This window comes from Cellulosimicrobium sp. E-16, from assembly GCF_049913115.1.
Taxonomy (GTDB): Bacteria; Actinomycetota; Actinomycetes; order Actinomycetales; family Cellulomonadaceae; genus Cellulosimicrobium.
Genome location: NZ_CP183974.1, coordinates 4511037 through 4532636, shown reverse-complemented (window position 1 = coordinate 4532636; position 21600 = coordinate 4511037). Strand labels below are relative to the sequence as shown.

Sequence of the window (21600 nt, the reverse complement as noted above, 5' to 3'; positions counted from 1 at the left end):
ACCCTCACAGACGGGGGCCGGTCGCCGCCCGCCCTTTTCTCAGCCGCAGTCGACCCCCGCGTACGGCGTCTCGACGACGGCCGGGCCCTCGGCGGTCGCCACGGTCAGCGTGGCCGTGCCCGCCTCGACCGACGCGGCCCGCGCGCTGAACGACTGGTACGCGTTGCGGCCGGGCTGGACGTCCGCGAACGAGCGCTCGCCCGTGGCCGTGCCGAGGGTGAGGTCCACCGCGTCCTCCCCGACGTTCAGCGCGCGCACGGCGACGTGCGCCGTCCCCGCCAGGCACCGCGCGTCCACCTCGACGTGGACGGGCGGGAGCTCCCGGATCCGCACGTCGCGGTAGGACACGACGTCGGGCGCGGAGCCGTGCGCCTGGAGACCGACGTACCCGACGAGGCCGCGGCTGCTCGAGTCCGGGTCGAGCGGGCGGTCGGGGAACGGGACGCCGGGCAGGTTCTCGTACTCGTTGATGACGACCCCGTCCCGGATCACCGTGTAGTGCTGCCCGACGACGCGCACCTCGAGCTCGTTCCACGTGCCCTTGGCGGTGGGGCGCGCGCGGTCGAGGCCGATGTCGGCGAACCCGTAGACCGACCCGGTCTTGCGGGGGTCGTTCGACCCGCCCTCGGGGGAGTCGTTGACCTGGATCTCGTGCCCGCAGTTGACCGCGATCCACGAGAGGTTGCCCGTCTCGTTGCCGTTGAACGTCGTCGGGCACCCCTCGACGGGACCGGACAGGTCGGGGAACCGGACCTGCACGCCGCTGTTGGCGCGCGCGTCCCCGGGTGCGTCGTCGCGGAACTGCACGACGAGCGAGAAGTCGCCGTACTGCCGGACCGGGTACCAGAGGGTGCCGAACCCGCCGCCCGCGCCCGCCCGGGAGCGGATCGTGCCGTCGTCGAGCAGGTCGAAACCGCCGTCGCCGGCGTACTCCCACGCGTCGAACGACTCGGCGGTGCCGTCGAAGATCACGTCGTACCCGTCGTCGGGCGCGGCGGTCAGGGCCGTCGGGGCCTCGGCGGCCGTGGTCCCCGGTGCCGCGGGCACGACCGCCGCGGCCGGCGCCGCGAGCGCGACCCCGACGGCGAGCGCGGCCGCCCCCGCGAGGCGGGCGCGGTGCGCCCGGCGGAGGACGGGGGGACGGGTGGTGCTCGACATCAGAACTCCCTCGTTCGACGCGTGTCCCCTCCACCCTCGCACGGATGCCGGGCGCTCTCCACGGCACGGGGAGCGAGCACGCACCCGGGGCCGCACGCCGTCCGCACCCGCGTGCGCGCGTCGGGCGCGGTGGGAGAATCGACCGGTGTCCGGAGCCGAGGAGCGAGTGCTGGAGTCCGCCCGGGTCGCAGCGACGCTGCGCGACGAGATCCTCGACGGGGTGCGACGCCCGGGGTCCCGGCTGGTCGAGCGGGACCTCGCGGCCGACTTCGGCGTGAGCCGCATCCCCGTGCGCGACGCGCTCAAGGCGCTCGAGGGGGAGGGGCTCGTCGTGCTGCGGCCGCACACGTGGGCCGTGGTGCGGGAGTTCTCCGACGCGGACCTCGCCGACCTCGACGAGGTCCGTGAGGTGCTGGAGCCGCTCGCGTTCCGCCTCGCGGCGGAGCGGCACGGCCCGGAAGGGCTGGACCGGCTGCGGAGCGCGCTCGCGAGCGAGCAGGAAGGGGCGCGCACCGCCGACAGCGTCGGGTCGCGCCGGTCCGCGGCCGACTTCCACGAGATCGTGACCGAGCTCGCCGACAACCAGCTCCTGCGGGACATGATGCAGGGCATCCGCAGCCGCGTGCGCTGGGCGCTGTCGCAGCACGACGACCTCGCGCACGTCACCGAGGAGCACGCGGAGCTGTTCGAGGCGGTCGCGTCGCGGGACGGCGAGCGGGCCGCCGCCCTGGCGGAGGCGCACGTCGACAGCAGCCGTCGCCAGCGCGCCGCGCACGTCGCGGCGCTGCGTTCGGAGGGCTGATCTCGCCCGTCGTCGGGGCCGTGGGCTCGCCCGGGCTCAGACGGGGCCGGCGGTCCCGTCGTGCGACGTGGCAGGCCGGGCGGGGATCTCGGTGGCCTTCTGCCACGACCCGACGAGCCGCCCGTCGCTCGTCTCGAGCCGGAACGGCGCGAGCGGGAGGTTGCCGGCGCGGCGGCGAGCGCGGAGCACGTCGATCGCGTCCTCGTCGCTGTCCGCGCCGAACGGCTCGCCGCGGCGCGCGCCGGTGGCGGTGACCACGCGGTAGCGGGTCATGCTGTCGTCGTCGTGGTGGACGTCGTCCGCGAGCGCGGCGACCTCCTTGGCGACCTCGAGGTTCGGCAGCGCGACCCAGGTGCGCTCCGGCCCGTCGAGCGTCCAGCCGTCGGCGTCGTCGCGCCGGATCACGTACTCGCGCGACGCGCTGCGGGCGCGCCAGGTCGCGTCGTCTTCGGCAGTCCAGGTGAGTGTGTTCATGAGCGCTGGTGCGGGTCGGACGGCGGTCCGGTCTCTCGTCGGTCGAGCGGTAGTTCCCCCTGCCCGCCGTCCGGTGACCCACCCGCAGCGTACGCTGCCCGCCCCACGGGCGTGTCCACCCTGAGGAGGAGATCACCCGACGGTCACGTCACACGACGTCCGCCGTGCGGCGGGCCTCCTGCGGGTCTGTCGGGCGCAGCCCGTCGACCAGGAGCGAGAGGAAGTAGGGCCACCGCGACGGGTCGCCGGTGGCGCACGCGCCCTGGTAGGCGGCGGTCATGAGCCCGACGACGTCCCGACCCGTGAGGTCCGCCCGCACCACCCCGGCGTCCTGGGCCCGGCGGACGAGCAGGTCCGCGATCTGCTCGAGCCTCCGGCGCCGGTCGGTCAGCCCGGGGACCTGCTGCTCCGCGGTGGCCGCCATCTGGCAGAACGCGAGGTCGCGTGCCTGGAGCTCGACCCCGGCGGCGACGAACGCGCGCAGCGCGGACAGCGCGTCGGGCTCGGCGAGGAGGGCCTCCGCGCGCACGGCGAGGTCGTCGATCAGGCTCGCGACGACCGTGACGACGAGCTCGTCCTTGGAGGCGAAGTGCCGGAACACCGTGCCCTTGGCCACGCCCGCGCGGTCGGCGATCGCGGCGACGGGGACGTCGAGCCCCGACTCGGCCAGCACGCTCCCCGCGGCACGCACGAGCGACTCGCGGTTGCGTACGGCGTCTGCGCGCACGTGGACCACCTCCTCGCCGGCGACGGTAGCACGGAAGATGACCACGTAGTCATCTTTGGTGGTACGGTCGAACATGACCACAGGGTCACTTTCACGAGCCGCTACCGCACGAGGAGACCGACATGGACATGACAGGACGCAGGGCGCTCGTGGTCGGGGCGTCGTCCGGCATCGGGGCCGCTGTGGCGAGGACCCTCGCCGACGCCGGGGCGCGGGTCGTCGCGGCGGGCCGCCGCCTCGACCGGCTGGAGGAGGTCGTCGCGGGTGCGGCGGGCTCGCGGGGGAGCGTGGAGGCGCTCGTGCTCGACGTCGCGGACGAGACCTCCGCGCGTGCCGGCGTCGCCGAGGCGGCCCGACGGCTCGGCGGGCTCGACGTCGTCGTCAACAACGCGGGCGTCATGCTGAGCAGCCCGGTACAGGGCGCCGACCCGGCCGAGTGGGAGCGCATGACGCGCACCAACCTGCTCGGGACCCTCCACGTGTCGCACGCGGCGCTGCCGCACCTGCTCGCGAGCCGCGGCACGCTCGTGCAGACGTCCTCGACGTCGGGGCGGACGGCGTCCGCGGGGTCCGGGGTCTACGCCGCGACGAAGCACGGCGTCAACGCGTTCTCCGAGGCGCTGCGCCAGGAGGTCGCCGCGCAGGGCGTGCGCGTCGTCGTCGTGGAGCCCGGAATGGTCGACACCGAGCTCGCGAGCCACCTCACGGATCCCGCCATGCGCGCCCTGGCCGCGCAGATCGCCGGGGAGATCCGCGTCCTGGACCCCCAGGACGTCGCCGACGCCGTGCTCTTCGCCGTGAGCCGCCCGCCGCACGTGTCCGTGAACGAGATCCTGCTGCGGCCCACGGCCCAGGTGCGCTGAACCTCCGCGGGTCGCGCGGACCGGGCGGGTGCCCCCGGGCGGACCGGTGCTCCGTTACCCTGCACGAGCCGCCCGCGACGAGAGGACCCGCCCGATGTCCCACCCCACCGACCCGTACGAGCCGGTCGACGACCACACCGTCATGCGGCCGCCGCGACGGTACGGGGAGGAGGGCGGGACGAACCCGGGCGGGCCGGGCGCCCCGGCGCCGGGCTACGCGAGCCCGCACGCGCAGGCGCCGTACGACACCGACCCGTACGGCACGGGAGGTCGGGGGGGCCACGGCCGACCCGGCGACCCGCACGCGACGCTCCCGCCCGCGGACACCGGGGCGACCTGGCCGCCCGCGGGGACGGCGCCCGGGTACGCGCCGCCGCCCCCGCCGCCCGGTCCCCCCGCGGGTCCGCCCGTGCCCGGCGCCCCGTACGGCACCCCCACGGCTCCGTACGCGACCCCGCCGGGCTCCGTCTACGGCGCGCCCGACGACGCGACGGTCGTGCCGGGGCCGCCTGCACCGCCGTCGGACCCCTACGGCTTCTCCCCGTACGCGACGCCGCCCGGCCGCGGCTCGCGCAAGTGGCTCGTGCCCGTCCTCGCGGGCGTGGGTGCGTTCGTCGTCGTCGCGGGCGGCCTCGGCGTGTGGCTCGCGGTGCGCGACGACGCCCCGCCCGCCCCGGGGCCGACGACCGCCGAGCAGGCGCCCGCGACGGACGCGCCGGTGGAGCCGGAGGCGTCCGAGGAGCCCGAGGCGTCCGAGGAGCCCGTGGACACCGACGTCACGGACGACGAGCCGTGGCTCGAGCAGCAGTACCGCGCGGGGGCGGAGATGGACCCGGAGTCGGGCCCCGCGCTCGCGCCGATGTCGTGGGACTACTTCTCCGACAACGACTACCTGGTCAACGAGGACCGCATCGCGCTCACGGCCCGCCGCGACTTCGCGTGCGACGACCTGCCCGCGATCCCCGCGATCGAGGCGCTCGCGGGCTCGTGCCAGGCCGGGTTCGAGGCGCGCGTCGTGTCCGACGACGGCCCGACCCTCGCGCTCGACCTGGTCCTGGTGGACGTCGGGTCGGAGGAGGAGGCCGAGCGCGTGGCCGCCGCCTTCAACGACGCACCGGAGGGCGACCCCGTCGCCGACACCTCGGGACCTGCGCACCCGACGCTCGCCGCCGCGGTGCCGCAGCCGGGTTTCCAGGGCACGTACGCGTTGCTCGACGACGGTGACTCGCCGGGGGTCATGCTCAACACCGGGACCGTCGTCATGCTGTACCGGCTCGGCATCGACGACGGGCTGGAGCGCGACCAGATCCTGCCCGTCGCGCAGGCCGTCGGGTTCGTCATCACGGACCACGAGCTCGCGAAGTCGTTCGGCGAGAAGAAGTGGCTGGACACGAAGGCGGGCTGAGCGCGGGTCGGCCGGGCTGGGTACGCTGAGGGCGGTGATGGATCCCGCCGGGGCATAGCCGCCCGAACCGCCGCCAGGGCTGATGGTTCCTGTCTCGTCGCACGTCGGCGGGCAGGGTGCTGCCCGCGGGAAGAGGTCCGCATGAGAGCCAGACCCGTGCCCCAGCCCGCGCTCGACCGCATGGTCCCGTTCGCCGGGCACCCCGTCGTCGTCGGGGTGGTCCCCGGCGGGGACCCGCTCGTGGTCCGCGCGGCCGCCGCCTGGGCGGGCGTCGTCGGCTCCCGCGTGGTCGCCGCCTACGCGGACACCGCCCGCCACGTCGTCGAGGAGCGCCCCGACGGCTCGGTGACGCACGCGCCGCTCGACCCGGACTCCGCCGACGACTCCTGGCAGGAGGTCGAGGCCCGGCTGCGGGCCGAGGTCGACGAGGGGCTGCGGGGCGCGGGCGTGGCGTGGGACCTGCACTACCTCGCGGGCCGGCCCGACCGTGCGCTGACGCACCTCGCGCGGGCGGTCGACGCCGCGGTGATCGTCGTCGGGACGCGCGCGCCCGGGTCCGCGGCGCACCTGCGTGAGCTCGTCGAGGGGTCCGTCGCCGCGCACCTCGCCCACCACCAGCACCGCCCCGTGCTCACGGTGCCGCTCGCGGTCGTGGACTGGAAGGAGCTCCGCACGCCGTGGGAGAGGTGAGACGGCGGACCCCGCTCCTCGCGCTCGCGGGGCTCGTCGCGCTCGGCGGAGCGGTCGGCACGACGGCGCGCGCGCTGCTCGAGCAGGCGTTCGCACCCGTGCCCGGGTCGTGGCCGTGGACGACGTTCTGGATCAACCTCGCCGGGTCGTTCGTGCTCGGCGCGCTGCTCGAGACGCTGCTCCGGTCGGGTCCCGACGCCGGGTGGCGGCGGGGCGTGCGGCTCGGCTGCGGGACGGGCGTCCTCGGCGGGTTCACGACGTACTCGACGTTCGCCGTCGAGGTCGAGCGGCTGGCGAGCGGGGGCCACATCGCCCTCGGCGCGGCGTACGCGCTGGGGAGCGTCGCGCTCGGCGTCGCGGCGGCGGTGGGCGGGATCACGCTCGCCGCGACGGTCCGACGGCGCCTGGTCGCCCGGGGCGGTGGTGCTCGGTGAGCGGGACGGAGCTCGCGCTCGTGGCCCTCTCCGGTGGGCTCGGCGCGGCGTCGCGGTTCCTGCTGGACACGCTCGTGGCCCGGCACAACCGGTGGTCGACGCCGCTGGGCACGGTCGTCGTGAACGTCACCGCCTGCTTCCTGCTGGGGCTGCTCACGGGCTGGGGAGTGACGCACCCGGGGCACGGCGACGTCGCGGCGGTGCTCGGGGTCGGGTTCCTCGGCGGCTACTCCACGTTCTCCACCGCGTCGGTCGAGGGCGCGCGCCTGCTGCTCGCGGGCCGCGGCGCCGTCGCGCTCCTGCACGCGCTCGGGATGCTCGCCGTGTGCCTCGCGGCCGCGGTGGCGGGGATCGCGCTCGGGGGCGCGTGAGCGGGTGCGGCATCGACACGAAGCAACTCAGGGGTTGCGCTGCCGGAGGCAGTGTGCAACTCTGGGGTTGCAGTCAGTACTCCTTCCCAGCGGAGAGGAAGCACCATGACCACCACCAACGAGCCGGCCGTCGTCGACCGCGAGTCGTACACCGTGTCCCGGACCGTGACCATCGACGCCCCGGCGGCACGCGTCTGGGCGGCGCTCACCCAGGAGGACCTCATCAGCGGCTGGTTCGGCCAGCGGACCGAGCTGCCCGACCTGCGCGTCGGCGGCGAGGGCGTATTCAGCTGGCCGGACGCGCCCGACGTCCAGGTGCGCATCGAGGAGTACGACCCCACGACGGCGTTCGCCTTCCGGTGGGGGACCCCGGTGGGGCAGGTCATGGACGAGACCAGCTCGACCGTCGCGCGCTTCACGCTCGAGCCCCAGGGGCCGACGACCGTGCTGCGCGTCGTCGAGACCGGGTTCGACCTCGTCGCGGACCCCGACGGCCTGCTCGAGAGCCACCAGCAGGGGTGGACGAGCGAGCTCGACGAGCTCGTCGCGCTCCTCGAGGGGGCGCTCGCGGCCGAGGGCGGTCGCGCGTGACCGCACCCGCGACGGAGCTCGCCCCCGTGTTCTCGGCCCTCGCGGACGACACCCGGTGGCGGATCCTCCAGGAGCTCGGCAGCGCGGACCTCTCGGCGTCGGCGCTCGCCGAGCGCCTGCCGGTGAGCCGCCAGGCCATCGCGAAGCACCTGGCCGTGCTCGCGGAGGTCGGGCTCGTCGAGTCCGTGCGGGTCGGCCGCGAGATCCGCTACCGCGCCGTCGGCGCCCGGCTGGAGGAGACCGCGCGTGCGCTCGAGGCCATCGGCGCGGCGTGGGACCGCCGGCTCGCGGCGATCAAGCGCATCGCGGAGTCGTAGCGGTCGTCGGTCAGGAGCCGGGGGCGGGGACCGGGTGCGCCTCGAGCGCCGTCGCGACGGCGTGCAGGTTGTGCGCCATGAGGCGGCCCGTCTCCCGGGCCCACTCGTGGCCGTGCCCCGTCTGCACGTAGTCGGGGCCCGGGCCGGGGCCCTGGTTCCAGTAGGTCCACGCCTGACCGGGGATCGTGTACCCGATGTCGGCGAGCGCGCCGCTGACCTCGCTGATGACGTGGTGCGCGCCGTCCTCGTTGCCCGTGACCACCACGCCCGCGACCCGGTTGTAGGCGACGGGGATACCGTCGGGTCCCTCCTCGGAGATCATCGCGTCCATGCGCTCGAGCATGCGCTGCGCGAGCGACGACGGGCGACCGAGCCACGTCGGCGTGAGCACCACGAGGATCTGCGCGTCCAGCAGCCGCTCGTGCACGCTCGGCCACCCGTCGCCCTCGCCGACGTCGGTGACGACGCCCGGTGGGACGTCGAGGTCGACGAGCCGGACGTGCTCGACCTCGACGCCGCGGTCCTGGAGCGCCTCGGCGACCACGCGCCCGAGCGCCTCGGTGTTGGACGGTTCCGGGGACTTCTTGAGCGTGCAGCTCACGAACAGCGCCTTCATGGGTCCTCCCGTGTCGCCGGACGGCGCGACGGTGTTCACGTGCCTCCGCCCGGGCGGCCGACGGCGGGTGGCTTCACCGTCCCGTCCAGCGTCACGGGGCCGCGACCCGCTCGCAACGCGCCGAGCGGCGGCGCGGGTCAGGGCAGGGCTGCGTCCTCGCGCCGGTACCCCGCGGCGAGGCGCACCTCGCCCGGCGCGACGGCGGCGACGTCGTCCCACGGCACGAGGAACGTCCCGCGGTGGCGGCGGCGGACGAGCTGCGGGACCGGCCACGGCGCCGTGACGTCCGTGCGCTCGTACCCGAGGAACGACGCACCCGTGCGCGGGCTCACGAGGACGCCGACGACGCGCGCCCGGCCCACCCGGTCCCGGCGGCGGACGCTCGTGCTCAGCGCCCGGTCGTCGGGGTGGGCGTCGTCGGGGTCGGCCTCGCCCGCCGCCCCACCGGGTCGGTGCCGCCCGTCGCGGGCGGCGGGACCGCCGTCGGGCAGCGTGTCGAGCGCGAGCCGGACGTCCACGAGGAAGCCGAGGTTCTCGCCGCCGGGCCCGAGGACGCGCGCGTCGAGCAGGTCGCCGAGGATCACGACGCCTCCTCGGGGTCGTGCCGGCCGCCGGGGATACGCCCGACGACGTGCTCGCGCAGCCAGTCCTCGGTCCAGTGCAGGTCGAGCGAGTCCGCCTGGACGGTGAGCTCGATCGCCGTCCCCACGTGCCCGACGTCGGACCACGGCACGCGCTCCCAGCGCGACGCGGGGGGCCGGCCGCCGAGCAGGCGCGTCACGAGCACCGGGCCGGTGAGGAGCGCGCCGACCTCCGCCGGCTCGCCGGGCACCGCGTCGCGCGGCCCGTCGTCCCGGGCGGTGCCGTCCGTGCCGTCGGCACGGTCCGCGGCGACGAGCTCGAGGTCGTCGACGGTCGTGACCGGCTCGCCGTCGACGTCGAGCACCTGGCGGCTCAGCAGGTGCAGGCGCGCGTCCACGACGCGCACCCCGGTCGGCGTGGAGTCGTCGCGGCTCATGACCCCGCTCCCGTCGCGATCATCAGGGGGATCGCCGCGACGGCCGCGGCGACCACGATCACCAGGTACACCATGCCCAGCGCGTTGGTCGCGCGCCCGTTGACGTGCTCGCCCATGTACTCCGGATCGTTCGCGACGAGGAGGATCGGCACGTACGTGAGGGGCAGCGCGACGGCCGAGAACACGACCGACATCTCGGTGACCGCCACCGGGTCGACGCTCGTCATGAGGATCGCGACGGCGAGCAGCAGCGCGACGACCATCGTCACGTGGAAGCGCGCGGCACGCGCCGGGCGGCGGAACTTGCCCCACGACCAGCCGAGGTACTGCGCGAGCGTGTACCCGCTCGACAGCGCGGTCTCGAGCGCGGCGCCGAACGTCGCCGCCACGATCCCGACGATCACGAGCGCGAGCAGGAGCGTCCCGCCGGCCTCCGCCACGGGCAGCACGATCTGCGACAGCGACGACACCTCGATCCCCGCGGGCAGGAGCACCACGGCCGCGCACGCCGCGATCGCGACGGACAGCAGCCCGCCGAGCGGGAACCCGACGAGCACGTTGACCCGGTTCTGCGCGAGGTCCTTCGCGGTCCACCCCTCCTCGACGGCGCCGGAGGAGAAGAAGAACACCTCGTACGGTGTCATCGCGGCGCCGAACAGCGCGACGGCGTAGTACCAGTACGTCGCGACGTGCTCGGTCGCGGGCGGCGACGGCGGCACCGCCTGGCGCAGCAGCTCGCCCCAGTCCGGGCCCAGCAGGAAGAGCGCGACCCCGAAACCGACGAGCAGCAGCCCGAGCAGCCCCGCGACGTTCTCCATGACCTGGAACTTCACGCGCCACAGCACGAGCCAGACGGCGAAGGCCGCGACCGGCATCCACAGACGCGGCTCGACGCTGCTCGCGAGGTGCAGCGCGAGCGCGATGCCGCCCACCTCGGCCGTGAGCGTGAGCAGGTTGATCGCGAACGACGCCGCGAGGTTCGCGCCCGCGGCGCGCGGGCCGAGGCGCTCGCGGATGATCTCGAACGTCGCGCGCCCGCTCACCGCCGCGACGCGGCCGGACATCGACGCGAACAGGCAGATGCCGACCACGCCGACGACCACGACCCACACGAGCGACAGCCCGAAGCGCGACCCGACGACGGCGTTGGTCACCAGGTCGCCGATGTCGACGAAGCCGCCGATCGCCGTGAGGATGCCGAGCGCGACGCCGAGGAGCTGCTTCACGCGCCACCCGCTCGGGCCAGCGCGGTGTCCACGTCGTCGGCGGCGCGCGCGAGGTCGGCCTCGAGCTCGGACGCGGTGAGCGGGACGGCGCCCGCCTCCGAGAGGTCGCCGCCCGCCTCGCGCGCGACCCACGCGCGCGCCGCGACCACCTCGCGCGTCGCGTCCGCGACGGCCACGAGACCGGCGTCGCGCTGCGCGGACGAGACGTCGTCGGGCGGCACGAGCGTCGTCAGCGCGGTGGTCGACTCCTCGAGCACGCGCACCTGGTCGAGCACGGCCGCGTCCGCGACCGGCGTCGTGACGCGGTCGGCGTCGAGCAGCCGCACGGTGAGCCGCGTCGTCTCGACCGCCGACCCGGCCTGCGCGAGCGCGTCGGCCACGGCGGCGGTCGCCTGCCCGGGGTCCTGGCGGCTCACGGTGCAGCCCGCGGTCGTCCCGAGCGCGAGCACGAGGCCGAGCACGGCCCCGGCGCGGGTGATGCGCGTGCGACGTCCCACGTCAGTGATGCTCGCGCGCCGCGCCGGTGCCCGCACGCGGACGCGCGCGCCGCGCCTCGCGGGTCCTCAGGAGGCGCCGCGGCCGGCCTCGTGGGCGAGGATCGCGGTCTGCGTGCGGTTGCTGGTGCCGAGCTTCGTCATCGCGTGCGCGAGGTAGGCCTTCACCGTGGACTCCGCGAGGAAGAGCCGGCGGCCGATCTCGGCGTTCGAGAGACCGTCCGCGAGCGCCCTGACCACCTCGCGCTCCTGAGGTGCCAGCGCGTCGAGCCGGTGTCGCGCGTCGGCGCGTCGGGCCGACAGATCCTCGCCCGCGGCGGCGAGCAGGTGGCGCGCGACCGCGGGGGAGAGGATCGCGTCGCCCGCGACGGCCGCCCGGATGCCGTGATGCAGCTCCTCAGGGGTGGAGTCCTTGAGCAGGTAGCCGACCGCACCGGCTCGGAGGGCGGGCAGCACGTACTCGTCGGAGAGGAAGCTCGTGAGGACGACGACCACCGTCTCCTGGTGCTCGCGGTGGACGGTCACGAGCGCGTCCAGCCCGTCCATGACGGGCATCTGCATGTCGAGCAGGAGGACGTCCGGGGTCAGCTCCCGGACGAGCTCGACCGCGCGAGCACCGTCGCCGCCCTCGCCGACCACCTCGAGATCCGGCGCCGTCCCGATCAGCCGCACGACCCCGGCGCGAAGGAGCGCCTCGTCGTCCACGACGACAACCCGGATCATGGCGTCCTCCTCGGGAGCGTCGCCCGCAGGCGGTAGCCGCCCCGGGGCGTGGGTCCGGCCTCCAGCGTGCCGCCCAGGAGCTCGACGCGCTCGCGCAGCCCGGTGAGACCGAAGCCTCCCGTCGTGAGCCCGGTCGGCGGGGCGGGGGGCAGGCCGTTGTCGACCGTGACGCGGACCCCGCCTGCGACCGGGGAGACGTCCACGGTGGTCGCCGCTCCCGGCGCGTGGCGGACGGCGTTCGTCAGCCCCTCCGCGACGACGCGCGCCACCGTCCGGTCCACCAGGTCCGGCGGCGAGGACGACGGCGCCGACACCCGGACGTCGACGGGTTGTCCCGTGGCGCGCGCCTCTGCGGCGAGGTCGTCGACCTCGGTGCGGTCGGGAGGGTCGTGGCGCTCGTCCCGACCGGACGCGGAACCCGCCCGGGGCTCTGCCCCGTCCGCGGTGAGCACCGTGAGCACCTGCCTCATCTCGGCCAGCGCCGCCCGGCCGCTCGCGCCGATCTCGTCCGCGACGCGGCGGACCTCGGTGTCGTGGGTGGAGGCCGCGAGCACCTCCGCCTCGACGACGGCGAAGCTCACACGGTGCGAGACCACGTCGTGCAGCTCGCGCGCGAGCCGCGCGCGTTCCGCCGCGCGCGCGGCCTCCGCGGCGCTCGCCGCGGCCCGCCGGTCCGCCTCGGCGCGGGAGCGCTCGGCGCGCCCGGCGACGTACGCGAAGAGTGCCATGAGCGTCGCGGCCCAGAGCGTGGTGGGCCCCGACGGCTCGGCCGTGACGCGCCATGCCGGCCACGTCGCGGCGACGACGCCGAGCACCGCGGCCCCGCTGGTGCGCACCGACCGGACCTCGGCCCCCACGGTGTAGAGGGCGGCGAGCGTCGCCACGGCGGGCGAGACGAACGAGAGCGCGACGCACGCGCCCAGGACGGCGAGGGGGTGCTGCCGTCGGATCAGGAGGAGCGCCGCCGCGGCGACCTGGGCGGCGGCCTCCGCCCCGGACGGGGCCCATCCCAACCCGGACGCCGCGCGCAGCACGACGAGGAGCGTCCCGGCCAGCGCGCTGGACGCGGTGACGAGGACGTCGGCCCGCGAGACCTGGACCCCCACGCGCCCAGGCTAGCCACGTGCGGACCGGCAGGCTCGGCGGACACCGCCGTGAGGAGTCGACTTTCGGAGGTAGTGATGGCCTCCGAACGGGCGTGCCGGAGGGACCCTGCCGAGGCGGAACGTGGAGTCATCGGGAAACACCCACCAGGAAGACAGAGGAGCTCCACCATGAAGGTTCTTCGCACCGCCACCACGACCGCCGTCTCCGCCGCCCTCGTGCTCGCCGCTCCGCTCGCCGCGTTCGCGGACGACGCAGAGGCGCCGGCTCCCGAGGCGACCGCCCCCGAGTCCTCCGCCGCCGACGCTCCCGCCGAGGCGGTAGCGGCCCCCGCGCCCGAGGCATCCGCCGCGCCGGCGACGGACGAGGCTCCCGCGCCGGTCGACCCGGTCGTCGCCCCTGCCGCCCAGGAGGCCGCCGTCGAGCCCGCCCCCGAGACGGCGGAGCCGGTCACCGAGCCCGCTGCCGAGACCGGGACCGACTCCGAGGCTGGCGAGCCGGTGGCGGAGCCTGCCGCCGAGAGCGAGAGCGAGAGCGAGAGCGAGAGCGAGAGCGAGACCGGGACCGAGACCGGGACCGAGACCGGGACCGAGACCGGGACCGAGACCGCCACAGAGTCCGAGGCCCCGGTCGAGGCGGCCGAGGAGACCTCGACCTCGGAGGACGCTGTCACGCTCGCCACGACCACCGCGGCCGGGCTGCTCGGCGCGACGCAGGCCGCCTACCCCGACGCCGAGTACGAGCCGCACTGGCACGACGGCGGCCAGGACGGCTTCGGCTGCGACTACTGGTACTTCCTCGACCCTGCTGAGGGCGGGTCGGGCAAGGACTGGTCCGGCTGGGGCGGGACGCCGCAGCTGCACATCCTCCACCACACGCTCGTGGACGACGACGGCACGGTGCACATGGTCTACGACCGGGACATCGCCGGGTACTGGTACCACGCGTGGTCCGGCGACGAGAAGGTCGCCCCGGACCCCGAGGGCATCCACTGGGAGAACACGTCCGCGCAGCAGACGATCCTCGTCAACGGGTACAAGGGCGGCAACGACATGACCGCCCGCGCGGCGGACGCGCAGCGGCTCTTCGACCGGGCCGGGGTCACCGTGACGCCGACCACGGCCTGGGCGACGTTCCTGAGCTGGTACCAGGGCAGCATCGACCAGGGCAGCTACACGGAGGACCAGGTCCGGGAGATGTGGGAGGACCAGTACCTCAACCGCTCGCTGGACTACACCGCCTACGAGGCGACGCAGTTCGCCGTGTGGTACTTCTCCACCGGGCACGACGTCATGGGGCTGCTCTTCGACGTGGACGCGGACAACCACGTCACGCTGTCGCAGAAGGCGCTGCAGCAGTTCGAGGCCATGCCGTACCCGGAGGACGGTAACTGGGAGGGGTACGACCACACCCGCGACTGGGCCACCGCCTACCACAGCGACCGGATGGCGACGCTGCAGACGGCGGCATGGCTCATCGAGGAGGCCCTGACCACGAACGTCGTCATGCCGCAGCCGGGGTTCGTCTCCGACGGCTACGTGCGCCGGGCCGACGGCTCGACCGACTACGGCTTCACCGCGTCGCTCGTCGGCGGCACGGGTGACGTCCACGTCGAGCTCCGCACCGCGGGCGGTGCGCCGATGCCGGCCGGGGTCGTCCTCGTCGACGCCCAGGGCCGTGTCGTCGACAGCGTGACGCCGGGCCAGAAGGTCTTCGTCCGGGTCCCCGCCGGAATGAGCGTCGCGGACCTGCCCCAGTTCCAGCTCTGGGGCTCCGCCCAGGGCACCCAGCAGGGCAGCCCGCACTTCTACACGGGCCTGGACCACAACAACCACGGCGAGGGGACCGTCGACCCCGAGACGGGCGAGTGGACGCCGTCGACGTTCCAGCACTGGTTCATCGGTCTCGGCGAGCTGGACAGCCCGTCGACCGCCTGGGACTGGATCGGCGTGACGCTCGCGGACGAGCCCGAGGCTCCGGTCGACCCGGTCGACCCGACCGACCCGGTCGACCCGACCGACCCGACCGACCCGACGGAGCCGGTCGAGCCGACCGACCCCGCCGACCCGGGTCGGCCCACCGGGCCGACGGCGCCGATCTACGCCGACGGCACCGGCCGGGTGATCACGACCGTGGCGTCGGCCGACCCGGTGAACCTCGGTCTGACGGACGCGCAGCCGGTCGCCGAGGTCGAGCAGGCCGCGGCGCAGCGTGACGCGCTCGCGACGACGGGCGCGGACGCGAGCGTCCTCGCCGCAGGAGCGTTCATCGTCCTCGCCGGCACGGGTCTCGTCCTCGCCTCGCGTCGCCGTCGGTCCACGGAAGCGCGCTGACGACCGCACGGCCCTCGGCCCGCGCGCCCGGTCCCGCACCCACGGTGCGGGACCGGGCGTCGTCGTGCGCGGTCCGGTCGGCGACGGTGGACCTCCCGCGGCCGAAAAGGCCGTGCTCGCCGCCCGCGGCGCTGTGATGCTGGGGGCGTGGACCACCCCGTGCCGATCGACCTCGAGACCTGGCCGCGCCGCGAGCACTTCGAGCACTTCCTCCACGCGTCGCCGTGCACGTACGCGATGACCGTCGAGCTGGACGTGACGGCGCTCGCGGCCGCGCTGGCCGGGTCGTCCCGGAAGACGTACGTCGCACAGGTCTGGGCGCTCGCGACCGTCGTGAACCGGCACGAGGAGTTCCGCCTGTGCCTCGACGACGCGGGCGCCCCGGCGGTCTGGCCGGTGGTGCACCCGGCGTTCACCGTGCTCAACCCGGAGCGCGAGACGTTCTCGGCCGTGTGGACGCCCTACGACGCGGACTTCGACGCGTTCCACGCGGCGGCGTCGGCGCTGCTCGCCGAGCACCGGACCGCCACGACGTTCTTCCCGCAGGGCGCGCCACCGCCGAACGCCTTCGACGTGTCGAGCCTGCCCTGGGCGTCGTTCACGGGCTTCACGCTCGCGATCCGTGACGGCTGGCGGCACCTCGCGCCGATCGTCACGCTCGGGCGGTACGTCGAGCGGGACGGGCGGACGTTCCTCCCGCTCGCGGTCCAGGTGCACCACGCCGCGGCGGACGGGTTCCACACCGCGCGCCTCGTGAACGAGCTCCAGGAGCTCGTCGACGACCCGTCCTGGCTCGGCTGACGCCGGACCCTCTCGCGGGGGTTGGCTTCAGGGGCGCAGAAGAGCCTTGATCGCGCGGCGCTCGTCCATCGCGGCGTAGCCCTCGGCGGCGTCGTCGAGCGACAGCTCGAGGTCGAACACGCGCGCGGGGTCGATGCGTCGGTCGAGGACGAGGTCCATCAGCTCGGGCAGGTACTGCCGGACCGGCGCCGGGCCGCCCGACCAGTGCACGTGCCGGTAGAACATGTCGACGACGGGGAGCTCCACCCCGTGCGGCAGCCCGACGACGCCGACGTGCCCGCCGGGACGCACCGACCCGAGCGCCTGCGCCACGGACTCCGGCGTGCCGACGGCCTCGACCACGCCGTGCGCGCCGAGCCCGTCGGTGAGGTCCAGGACGCGCGCGACGCCCTCGTCGCCGCGCTCCGCGACGACCTCGGTCGCGCCGAACGCGCGCGCGAGCTCCTGGCGGGCCGCGTGCCGGCTCATGGCGATGACCTGCTCGGCACCGAGCTGCGCGGCGGCGAGGACCGCCAGCAGGCCGACGGCGCCGTCGCCCACCACCACGATCGTCCGACCCGGTCCCGCCTGCGCCTCGCGGGCGCCGAACCAGCCGGTGCCCAGGACGTCGGACGCGGTGAGCAGCCCGGGCAGGAGGTCGTCGTCGGGACGTTCGGGCGTCGCGACGAGCGTCCCGTCGGCGAGCGGGACGCGCAGCAGCTCGGCCTGGGCGCCGCGCACGGGCTCGCGGTGGACGCACGACGTCTGGTAGCCGGCGCGGCAGATCGGGCACGTGTTGTCGGACGCGAAGAACGACCCCACGACGAGCTGCCCCGGGCGCACGGCCCGGACGTCGTCGCCCACCTCTTCGACGGTGCCGACGTACTCGTGGCCCATCGCGACGGGGTGCTCGATCCGGTTGACGCCGCGGTACGTCCACAGGTCCGACCCGCACACGCACGCCGCCTCGACGCGCACGATCGCGTCGGTGGGCGCGAGCAGGCGTGGGTCGTCGCGCTGCTCGACGCGGACGTCGTACGGGGCATGGATGACGGTCGCGCGCACGGTGGCTCCCTCGGGGGTGGACGGGACGCCGTCGAGCCTACGGCCGTGCGGCCGCCCCGGCCCGCGCGGGGAGTCGCGTCCGGGGCGAGGGCGTCAGGGTTCTTCCGTCCGCCGTGTCTGGACGGCGTTGCTCGCGTCGTAGGTGAAGCTCAACCGTCGTCCGACCACCTCCTCGGCGACGTCCTCGAGCGTCGTCGACCGGGCGAAGGCGTGCGCCCGGAGCACGGCGAGCGCGTCGAGGGGTGCCACGCGGAGCTGGGCCGTGACCATGCCCGTCGCCTGGTGCACCTCGGCGCGTGTCGACCAGTCGAGCGAGTCCAGGTCGGCCAGCAGCGCGAGCCCGACGACGTCCGCCAGGAACTGCACGTCGTCCGGCTCGCGCTCGAGCCTGGCCGAGGCGGTGAGGAGGCTGAGCACCCCCACGACCTGGCCCCCCGCGTGCATGGGGACGGCGTGGTAGGTCGAGGTACCCGTGATCGCCCCGACGACGCGGGAGAACACGGGGAAGGCGGCGCCGCTGCGGCTCCCGTCGACCTGGCTCACCACGACCCGGTCCTCGACGAGCGCCAGCTGGGCCGGCCCTTCGCCCAGCATCTCCTCGAGGTCCTCGATGCGCGCCGCGACGCCGTCGGACGTGGCGACCGTGAGGCGGTCGTCCGCCGTCGCGGCGACGGTCAGCGCGGCGCTCTCTGCGCCGAGCACCGTGGCGCACGCCTGGCACATGCGTGCGGGCATCGACAGGGCGTCGTCGGCGTCGGTGAGCGCGCGGGCCAGGAGGCTCAGCAGCTCCGACGCGCCCACGTCCGCCTCCGTCCGGTCCTCGTGCTCCTCGTGCTCCTCGTCCAGTTTTCCACCACCTCGGGCGCTCGCTCGGCGACGCGACCTGCGCCCGTCAGGGCACGCGCAGGCGGCGGGTTGCAGAAACGCCGCGCCGGACTAGAGTCCCGGTCTGAGTCTGGACCTGGCTCACGACCCGCTGAACGACGACGGAGACGACCCATGTCCCTGGAGGACCACGCAACGCTGCACCCGCTGTCCCTCGGCGACGACACGACCCTGGGGCAGTACCGGGTCGACCTCGCGACCGACACCTGGTGGTGGTCGGCCGAGACGTATCGCCTGCACGGCTTCGAGCCGGGCGACGTCGTGCCGACGACGGCGCTCGTGCTGGCCCACAAGCACCCCGACGACCGGGACCGCGTCCGGGACGTCCTGGAGCGCGCGCGTCGCGACGGCGCGCCCTTCTCGACCCTGCACCGCATCATGGACGCCCGCGGTCGGGAGCGCGTCCTCGTCGCCGTCGGCCAGGGCAGGCGCGACCGCGACACGGGACAGGTCGTCGAGCTGCTCGGGTACTTCGTCGACGTGACGCGGCCCGTCCGGACGCAGGCCGGGCGGCAGGCGCAGCGTGACATCGCCGCCGCGGCCGACAGCCGACGCCCGATCGAGCAGGCGAAGGGCGTCGTGGCCGCCGCGTTCGGCGTCGCGCCCGAGCAGGCGTTCGCGGTCCTCAAGCGCGTGTCGAACGACCGCAACGTCCGCCTGCGCGACCTCGCCCGGCAGGTGGTGGAGGAGGGCACGCGGCCCGACGCCGACCGCGTCGACCGGGTCGCCGCGCTGCTGTCGTAGACGCCGTCGACGGCAGCTCGGACGCGACGTCCGACGCCCGCCAGACGCCGCGGCGGCGCGTGGCGAGGCTGGGTCCATGACCAGCACCTCGACCCGCCCCGCGCCGTCGCACGTCGTCATCGACCCGGGGATCCTGTACTTCGGCACACCCGTCGCGCTGCTCAGCACGGTGAGCGCCGACGGCCGCGTGAACCTCGCCCCGATGTCGTCGGTGTTCTGGCTGGGCCGGACAGCGGTGCTCGGCCTCGGCGCGCGCTCGCAGACGGCGCTCAACCTTCGTGCGACGCGCGAGGTCGTGGTGAACCTGCCCTCGACGGCCGAGGTCGACGCCGTCGACCGCCTCGCCCTGACGACCGGGCGGGACCCGGTCCCGGAGCGCAAGGCGTCTGTGGGCTACCGCCACGAGCCGGACAAGTTCGCCCGCGCCGGGCTGACGCCCGTCGCCTCGGACACGGTCGTGCCGCCGCGCGCCGCGCAGTGCCCCGTCGCGGTCGAGGCGCGGCTCGTGCACGCCCACCCGCTCGGTCGCGACGACGGCGCCCGCGCCGGCTCGCTCGTCGCGTTCGAGGTGCGGGTGACCCGGGTCCACGTCCACGAGAGCATCCGCATGCCCGGGACCGAGCACCGCGTCGACCCCGACCGGTGGCGCCCGCTCCTCATGAGCTTCCAGCGGTTCTACGGCCTCGGGCGCGAGGCGCACCCGTCGCGCCTCGCGACGATCGACGAGGACTGGTACCGCTGAGCGGGCCGATCTCGCGGAGGAGGGTGGCGAACGCCTGCTCGACCTGGTGGTCGCGCGGGGCGCCGTAGCCGACGACGACGGCCGGAGCGCGGGCGGGGAGCGGAGCCGCGTCCGTCGGGGCGCCCGCCGCCGGGAGCACCGGGTCGACGGCGTAGGCGCCGAGCGCGAGCAGCTCCACGCCGCTCCGCGCGGCGCGGTCGACGACCGCGTCCTCGTCCGTGCCTGGCGGGAGCTCGAGCACCGCCTGGAGCCCGGCCGAGAGGCCGAGCAGGCGGCCGCCGGGCAGGTGCTCTGCGACGAGCGCCGCGAGCCGCTCGCGCCGGGCGCGGTAGCGGGCCCGCGCCCGGCGCACCGCGCGGTCGTACTCGTGGTCCGCGAGGAAGCGGGCGAGCGTGAGCTGGCCGATCGCGTCCGGCGACCCGCCGAGCGCGCGGCGCTGCGCGACGACGTCGTCCAGGAGTCTCGCCGGGACCGCGCCCCACGCGAGCCCGACGCCCGGCGCCAGCGCCTTGCTCGCGGTCCCCGCGTACACGACGTGGTCGGGGGCGAGCGCCTGCAGCGCACCGACCGCGCGGCGGTCGTACCGGAGCTCGCCGTCGTAGTCGTCCTCGACGACCGTCGCGCCCGTCCGCGCGGCCCACGCGACGAGCGCCCCGCGGCGCGCGGGGGACAGGGGCACGCCCGTGGGGAACTGGTGGGCCGGGGTGAGCAGGACGACGTCCACCGGGCGCTCGCGGCCGGGCGCGCCGTCGACGAGGACCGAGACGTCCGCACCGGCGTCGTCCACGGGGAGCGCGACGACCTCGAGGCCGGCCGCGGCGAGGATCGCACGGTGTGCCGCGTGCCCGTACTGCTCGACGGCGGCGCGGCGGGCGCCTCCAGCCACGAGGGCGCGGGCGACGAGGGAGAGCAGGTCGGCGAACCCGTGCGTGACCACGACCCGGTCGGGGTCTGTCCGGACCCCCCGGGCGCGGCCGAGGTAGGCGGCGAGCGCGGCCCGCAGCGGCTCCGCACCCCGCGGGTCGCCGTAGCCGAGCGCGGCGTCCGGCGCGTCGGCGAGCGCGCGTCTCGCGGCGGCGAGCCACGGGCCGCGCGGGAAGGACGACGGGTCGGGCACGCCCGCCCGCAGGTCGAGCGGGAGGCGTGGCCGACCGGGGGAGGAGGGTGCGGTCGTCGGGCCGACGACGGGGCGCGCGACCCACGTCCCCGCGCCGACGCGGGACTCCAGCCAGCCCTCCGCGGCGAGCCTGGGCGTACGTGTCGGCGACCGTCCCCCGCGCGATGCCGAGGTCCGCGGCGAGCGCGCGCGCCGCCGGCAGGCGCGTGCCGGTGACGAGGCGGCCGTCGAGCACGGCCGCGCGCAGGGCGTCCTGGAGCGACCGCGCGGGCCGCGTCGGTGAGAGCGCGAGGTGGAGGTCGAGCGCACCCACGAGCGACGGATTGGCCCAGGTTTCTGCCACGACATTGCACTGTAGTCCTGGGCCTCTGCTCCGTAGCGTGAGAGGCATGACGACCACGACCACGACCGCCATCCCTGCCGACGTCCCTGCCGACACCCCCGTCGCCGTCCCCGCCCGGTTCGACGTCGAGGCGCTCATGCCCGACTTCTACGCCGCCGTCGCCGCGGTCGACAAGGCGGCTGTCGCCGAGGCGGAGCGCGCGGGGATCTCCCCGGTCCTCGCCGACCTCGTGCGCCTGCGCGCCTCCCAGCTCAACGGCTGCGCGTACTGCGTCGACCTGCACACGCGCACCGCGCGCCGCGCGGGCGCGGACGAGCAGCTCCTCCAGGCGGTCGCGGTGTGGCGCGAGTCGGGCTTCTTCACGGCCCGCGAGCGCGCGGCGCTCGAGCTCACCGAGTCGGTCACACGGCTCTCGGAGACGCACGTGCCCGACGACGTCGCGCGGGTCGCGCTCGACGCGCTCGGGGAGCAGGGGACCGCCGCGGTGCTCGCGCTGCTGGTGTCGATCAACGCGTGGAACGCGCTCGCCGTGGCCTCCCGCACGTGGGCCCCGGAGCGGAAAACCCGCTGACGACCGT

At 75.5% G+C, this 21600-nt stretch carries 26 protein-coding genes, 1 pseudogene and 1 riboswitch; of the genes and pseudogenes, 13 read left to right on the top strand and 14 right to left on the bottom strand.

The window, feature by feature from the left end:
- Nucleotides 1-39: 39 nt before the first annotated feature.
- Nucleotides 40-1158: a 3-keto-disaccharide hydrolase gene (locus ACN9MS_RS19950; protein WP_426310116.1), complete on the bottom strand. Its 1119-nt coding sequence runs from the start codon at nt 1156-1158 to the stop codon at nt 40-42.
- 145 nt (nt 1159-1303) lie between these two features.
- Here ACN9MS_RS19950 and ACN9MS_RS19945 point away from each other — a divergent pair, with 145 nt between their 5' ends.
- Complete coding sequence (locus ACN9MS_RS19945; RefSeq protein WP_426310115.1) at nt 1304-1960, top strand: GntR family transcriptional regulator; 657 nt, start codon at nt 1304-1306, stop codon at nt 1958-1960.
- A 36-nt stretch (nt 1961-1996) separates the two neighbouring features.
- On the opposite strand, the gene ACN9MS_RS19940 is transcribed toward ACN9MS_RS19945, so the two are convergent.
- Together ACN9MS_RS19940 and ACN9MS_RS19935 are read right to left on the bottom strand one after the other, a co-directional pair.
- On the bottom strand, nt 1997-2434 hold the full coding sequence (locus tag ACN9MS_RS19940) for a hypothetical protein (RefSeq protein WP_378230187.1): 438 nt from the start codon (nt 2432-2434) through the stop codon (nt 1997-1999).
- A gap of 148 nt (nt 2435-2582) precedes the next feature.
- Nucleotides 2583-3236, bottom strand: coding sequence for a TetR/AcrR family transcriptional regulator (locus ACN9MS_RS19935; protein WP_426310114.1), 654 nt, complete (start codon nt 3234-3236; stop codon nt 2583-2585).
- 47 nt (nt 3237-3283) lie between these two features.
- On the opposite strand from ACN9MS_RS19935, the gene ACN9MS_RS19930 reads away from it, so the two are divergent.
- From ACN9MS_RS19930 to ACN9MS_RS19900, 7 genes are all read left to right on the top strand, one after another.
- Nucleotides 3284-4024, top strand: coding sequence for an SDR family oxidoreductase (locus ACN9MS_RS19930; protein ID WP_426310113.1), 741 nt, complete (start codon nt 3284-3286; stop codon nt 4022-4024).
- A gap of 94 nt (nt 4025-4118) precedes the next feature.
- Nucleotides 4119-5429: a hypothetical protein gene (locus tag ACN9MS_RS19925; protein WP_426310112.1), complete on the top strand. Its 1311-nt coding sequence runs from the start codon at nt 4119-4121 to the stop codon at nt 5427-5429.
- A 24-nt stretch (nt 5430-5453) separates the two neighbouring features.
- A riboswitch (Fluoride riboswitch) is annotated at nt 5454-5528 on the top strand.
- Nucleotides 5529-5570: 42 nt separating this feature from the next.
- Nucleotides 5571-6119: a universal stress protein gene (locus tag ACN9MS_RS19920; RefSeq protein ID WP_426310111.1), complete on the top strand. Its 549-nt coding sequence runs from the start codon at nt 5571-5573 to the stop codon at nt 6117-6119.
- Nucleotides 6107-6553, top strand: coding sequence for a fluoride efflux transporter FluC (locus ACN9MS_RS19915; protein WP_426310110.1), 447 nt, complete (start codon nt 6107-6109; stop codon nt 6551-6553). The genes ACN9MS_RS19920 and ACN9MS_RS19915 overlap by 13 nt, the downstream gene beginning before the upstream one ends.
- Complete coding sequence (locus ACN9MS_RS19910) at nt 6550-6924, top strand: fluoride efflux transporter FluC (RefSeq protein WP_426310109.1); 375 nt, start codon at nt 6550-6552, stop codon at nt 6922-6924. Before ACN9MS_RS19915 ends, ACN9MS_RS19910 begins: the two co-directional genes overlap by 4 nt.
- A gap of 105 nt (nt 6925-7029) precedes the next feature.
- Nucleotides 7030-7515 carry an SRPBCC domain-containing protein gene (locus tag ACN9MS_RS19905; protein WP_378230172.1) on the top strand — a complete coding sequence of 162 codons (486 nt, stop codon included), beginning with the start codon at nt 7030-7032 and terminating at the stop codon, nt 7513-7515.
- On the top strand, nt 7512-7832 hold the full coding sequence (locus ACN9MS_RS19900; protein WP_426310108.1) for an ArsR/SmtB family transcription factor: 321 nt from the start codon (nt 7512-7514) through the stop codon (nt 7830-7832). Before ACN9MS_RS19905 ends, ACN9MS_RS19900 begins: the two co-directional genes overlap by 4 nt.
- A 10-nt stretch (nt 7833-7842) precedes the next feature.
- Here ACN9MS_RS19900 and ACN9MS_RS19895 read toward each other — a convergent pair whose 3' ends face one another.
- From ACN9MS_RS19895 to ACN9MS_RS19865, 7 genes are all read right to left on the bottom strand, one after another.
- On the bottom strand, nt 7843-8448 hold the full coding sequence (locus ACN9MS_RS19895; protein WP_426310107.1) for a flavodoxin family protein: 606 nt from the start codon (nt 8446-8448) through the stop codon (nt 7843-7845).
- 137 nt (nt 8449-8585) lie between these two features.
- Complete coding sequence (locus ACN9MS_RS19890; protein ID WP_426310106.1) at nt 8586-9032, bottom strand: PRC-barrel domain-containing protein; 447 nt, start codon at nt 9030-9032, stop codon at nt 8586-8588.
- Complete coding sequence (locus tag ACN9MS_RS19885; RefSeq protein ID WP_426310105.1) at nt 9029-9466, bottom strand: hypothetical protein; 438 nt, start codon at nt 9464-9466, stop codon at nt 9029-9031. The genes ACN9MS_RS19890 and ACN9MS_RS19885 overlap by 4 nt, the downstream gene beginning before the upstream one ends.
- Nucleotides 9463-10692 carry an NRAMP family divalent metal transporter gene (locus tag ACN9MS_RS19880; RefSeq protein ID WP_426310104.1) on the bottom strand — a complete coding sequence of 410 codons (1230 nt, stop codon included), beginning with the start codon at nt 10690-10692 and terminating at the stop codon, nt 9463-9465. The genes ACN9MS_RS19885 and ACN9MS_RS19880 overlap by 4 nt, the downstream gene beginning before the upstream one ends.
- Nucleotides 10689-11189: a hypothetical protein gene (locus tag ACN9MS_RS19875; protein ID WP_426310103.1), complete on the bottom strand. Its 501-nt coding sequence runs from the start codon at nt 11187-11189 to the stop codon at nt 10689-10691. The genes ACN9MS_RS19880 and ACN9MS_RS19875 overlap by 4 nt, the downstream gene beginning before the upstream one ends.
- Nucleotides 11190-11255: 66 nt before the next feature.
- Nucleotides 11256-11909, bottom strand: coding sequence for a response regulator (locus tag ACN9MS_RS19870; RefSeq protein ID WP_426310102.1), 654 nt, complete (start codon nt 11907-11909; stop codon nt 11256-11258).
- Nucleotides 11906-13015, bottom strand: a complete 1110-nt coding sequence (locus ACN9MS_RS19865) for a sensor histidine kinase (RefSeq protein ID WP_426310101.1) — start codon at nt 13013-13015, stop codon at nt 11906-11908. Before ACN9MS_RS19865 ends, ACN9MS_RS19870 begins: the two co-directional genes overlap by 4 nt.
- Before the next feature lie 168 nt (nt 13016-13183).
- Between ACN9MS_RS19865 and ACN9MS_RS19860 the strand changes: the two genes are divergently transcribed.
- Entirely contained in the window at nt 13184-15346 is a 2163-nt protein-coding gene (locus tag ACN9MS_RS19860; protein ID WP_426310100.1) for a hypothetical protein, read from the top strand.
- A 147-nt stretch (nt 15347-15493) separates the two neighbouring features.
- Nucleotides 15494-16147 carry a type A chloramphenicol O-acetyltransferase gene (gene catA / locus ACN9MS_RS19855; RefSeq protein WP_426310099.1) on the top strand — a complete coding sequence of 218 codons (654 nt, stop codon included), beginning with the start codon at nt 15494-15496 and terminating at the stop codon, nt 16145-16147.
- A gap of 27 nt (nt 16148-16174) precedes the next feature.
- Here the strand turns inward: catA and ACN9MS_RS19850 are convergent, their stop codons facing one another.
- Together ACN9MS_RS19850 and ACN9MS_RS19845 are read right to left on the bottom strand one after the other, a co-directional pair.
- Nucleotides 16175-17191, bottom strand: a complete 1017-nt coding sequence (locus ACN9MS_RS19850; protein ID WP_426310098.1) for a zinc-binding dehydrogenase — start codon at nt 17189-17191, stop codon at nt 16175-16177.
- Between the two features lie 93 nt (nt 17192-17284).
- Complete coding sequence (locus ACN9MS_RS19845) at nt 17285-17992, bottom strand: ANTAR domain-containing protein (protein ID WP_426310097.1); 708 nt, start codon at nt 17990-17992, stop codon at nt 17285-17287.
- 198 nt (nt 17993-18190) lie between these two features.
- On the opposite strand from ACN9MS_RS19845, the gene ACN9MS_RS19840 reads away from it, so the two are divergent.
- Both ACN9MS_RS19840 and ACN9MS_RS19835 read left to right on the top strand, forming a co-directional pair.
- Nucleotides 18191-18820: a PAS and ANTAR domain-containing protein gene (locus ACN9MS_RS19840; RefSeq protein ID WP_426310096.1), complete on the top strand. Its 630-nt coding sequence runs from the start codon at nt 18191-18193 to the stop codon at nt 18818-18820.
- 76 nt (nt 18821-18896) lie between these two features.
- The gene (locus tag ACN9MS_RS19835) at nt 18897-19562 is read left to right on the top strand and encodes a flavin reductase family protein (protein WP_426310095.1); all 666 of its coding nucleotides are present in this window, start codon (nt 18897-18899) and stop codon (nt 19560-19562) included.
- On the opposite strand, the gene ACN9MS_RS19830 is transcribed toward ACN9MS_RS19835, so the two are convergent.
- Nucleotides 19477-20679: a PLP-dependent aminotransferase family protein gene (locus ACN9MS_RS19830; RefSeq protein ID WP_426310094.1), complete on the bottom strand. Its 1203-nt coding sequence runs from the start codon at nt 20677-20679 to the stop codon at nt 19477-19479. The two genes, ACN9MS_RS19835 and ACN9MS_RS19830, sit on opposite strands and share 86 nt — an antisense overlap.
- Before the next feature lie 148 nt (nt 20680-20827).
- Nucleotides 20828-21070: pseudogene (locus ACN9MS_RS19825) on the bottom strand (GntR family transcriptional regulator); the annotation flags it as partial.
- Here ACN9MS_RS19825 and ACN9MS_RS19820 point away from each other — a divergent pair.
- Complete coding sequence (locus ACN9MS_RS19820; RefSeq protein ID WP_426310093.1) at nt 21069-21593, top strand: carboxymuconolactone decarboxylase family protein; 525 nt, start codon at nt 21069-21071, stop codon at nt 21591-21593. The pseudogene ACN9MS_RS19825 and the gene ACN9MS_RS19820 overlap by 2 nt on opposite strands.
- Nucleotides 21594-21600 lie beyond the last annotated feature (7 nt).

Excerpts from the sequence above, each read along its gene's own strand:
- ACN9MS_RS19950 (WP_426310116.1), bottom strand. The coding sequence starts at position 1,158 with ATGTCGAGCACCACCCGTCCCCCCGTCCTCCGCCGGGCGCACCGCGCC.
- ACN9MS_RS19940 (WP_378230187.1), bottom strand. The coding sequence starts at position 2,434 with ATGAACACACTCACCTGGACTGCCGAAGACGACGCGACCTGGCGCGCC.
- ACN9MS_RS19935 (WP_426310114.1), bottom strand. The coding sequence starts at position 3,236 with ATGTTCGACCGTACCACCAAAGATGACTACGTGGTCATCTTCCGTGCT.
- ACN9MS_RS19930 (WP_426310113.1), top strand. The coding sequence starts at position 3,284 with ATGGACATGACAGGACGCAGGGCGCTCGTGGTCGGGGCGTCGTCCGGC.
- ACN9MS_RS19925 (WP_426310112.1), top strand. The coding sequence starts at position 4,119 with ATGTCCCACCCCACCGACCCGTACGAGCCGGTCGACGACCACACCGTC.
- ACN9MS_RS19920 (WP_426310111.1), top strand. The coding sequence starts at position 5,571 with ATGAGAGCCAGACCCGTGCCCCAGCCCGCGCTCGACCGCATGGTCCCG.
- ACN9MS_RS19905 (WP_378230172.1), top strand. The coding sequence starts at position 7,030 with ATGACCACCACCAACGAGCCGGCCGTCGTCGACCGCGAGTCGTACACC.
- ACN9MS_RS19895 (WP_426310107.1), bottom strand. The coding sequence starts at position 8,448 with ATGAAGGCGCTGTTCGTGAGCTGCACGCTCAAGAAGTCCCCGGAACCG.
- ACN9MS_RS19885 (WP_426310105.1), bottom strand. The coding sequence starts at position 9,466 with ATGAGCCGCGACGACTCCACGCCGACCGGGGTGCGCGTCGTGGACGCG.
- ACN9MS_RS19870 (WP_426310102.1), bottom strand. The coding sequence starts at position 11,909 with ATGATCCGGGTTGTCGTCGTGGACGACGAGGCGCTCCTTCGCGCCGGG.
- ACN9MS_RS19860 (WP_426310100.1), top strand. The coding sequence starts at position 13,184 with ATGAAGGTTCTTCGCACCGCCACCACGACCGCCGTCTCCGCCGCCCTC.
- ACN9MS_RS19840 (WP_426310096.1), top strand. The coding sequence starts at position 18,191 with ATGTCCCTGGAGGACCACGCAACGCTGCACCCGCTGTCCCTCGGCGAC.
- ACN9MS_RS19835 (WP_426310095.1), top strand. The coding sequence starts at position 18,897 with ATGACCAGCACCTCGACCCGCCCCGCGCCGTCGCACGTCGTCATCGAC.
- ACN9MS_RS19820 (WP_426310093.1), top strand. The coding sequence starts at position 21,069 with ATGACGACCACGACCACGACCGCCATCCCTGCCGACGTCCCTGCCGAC.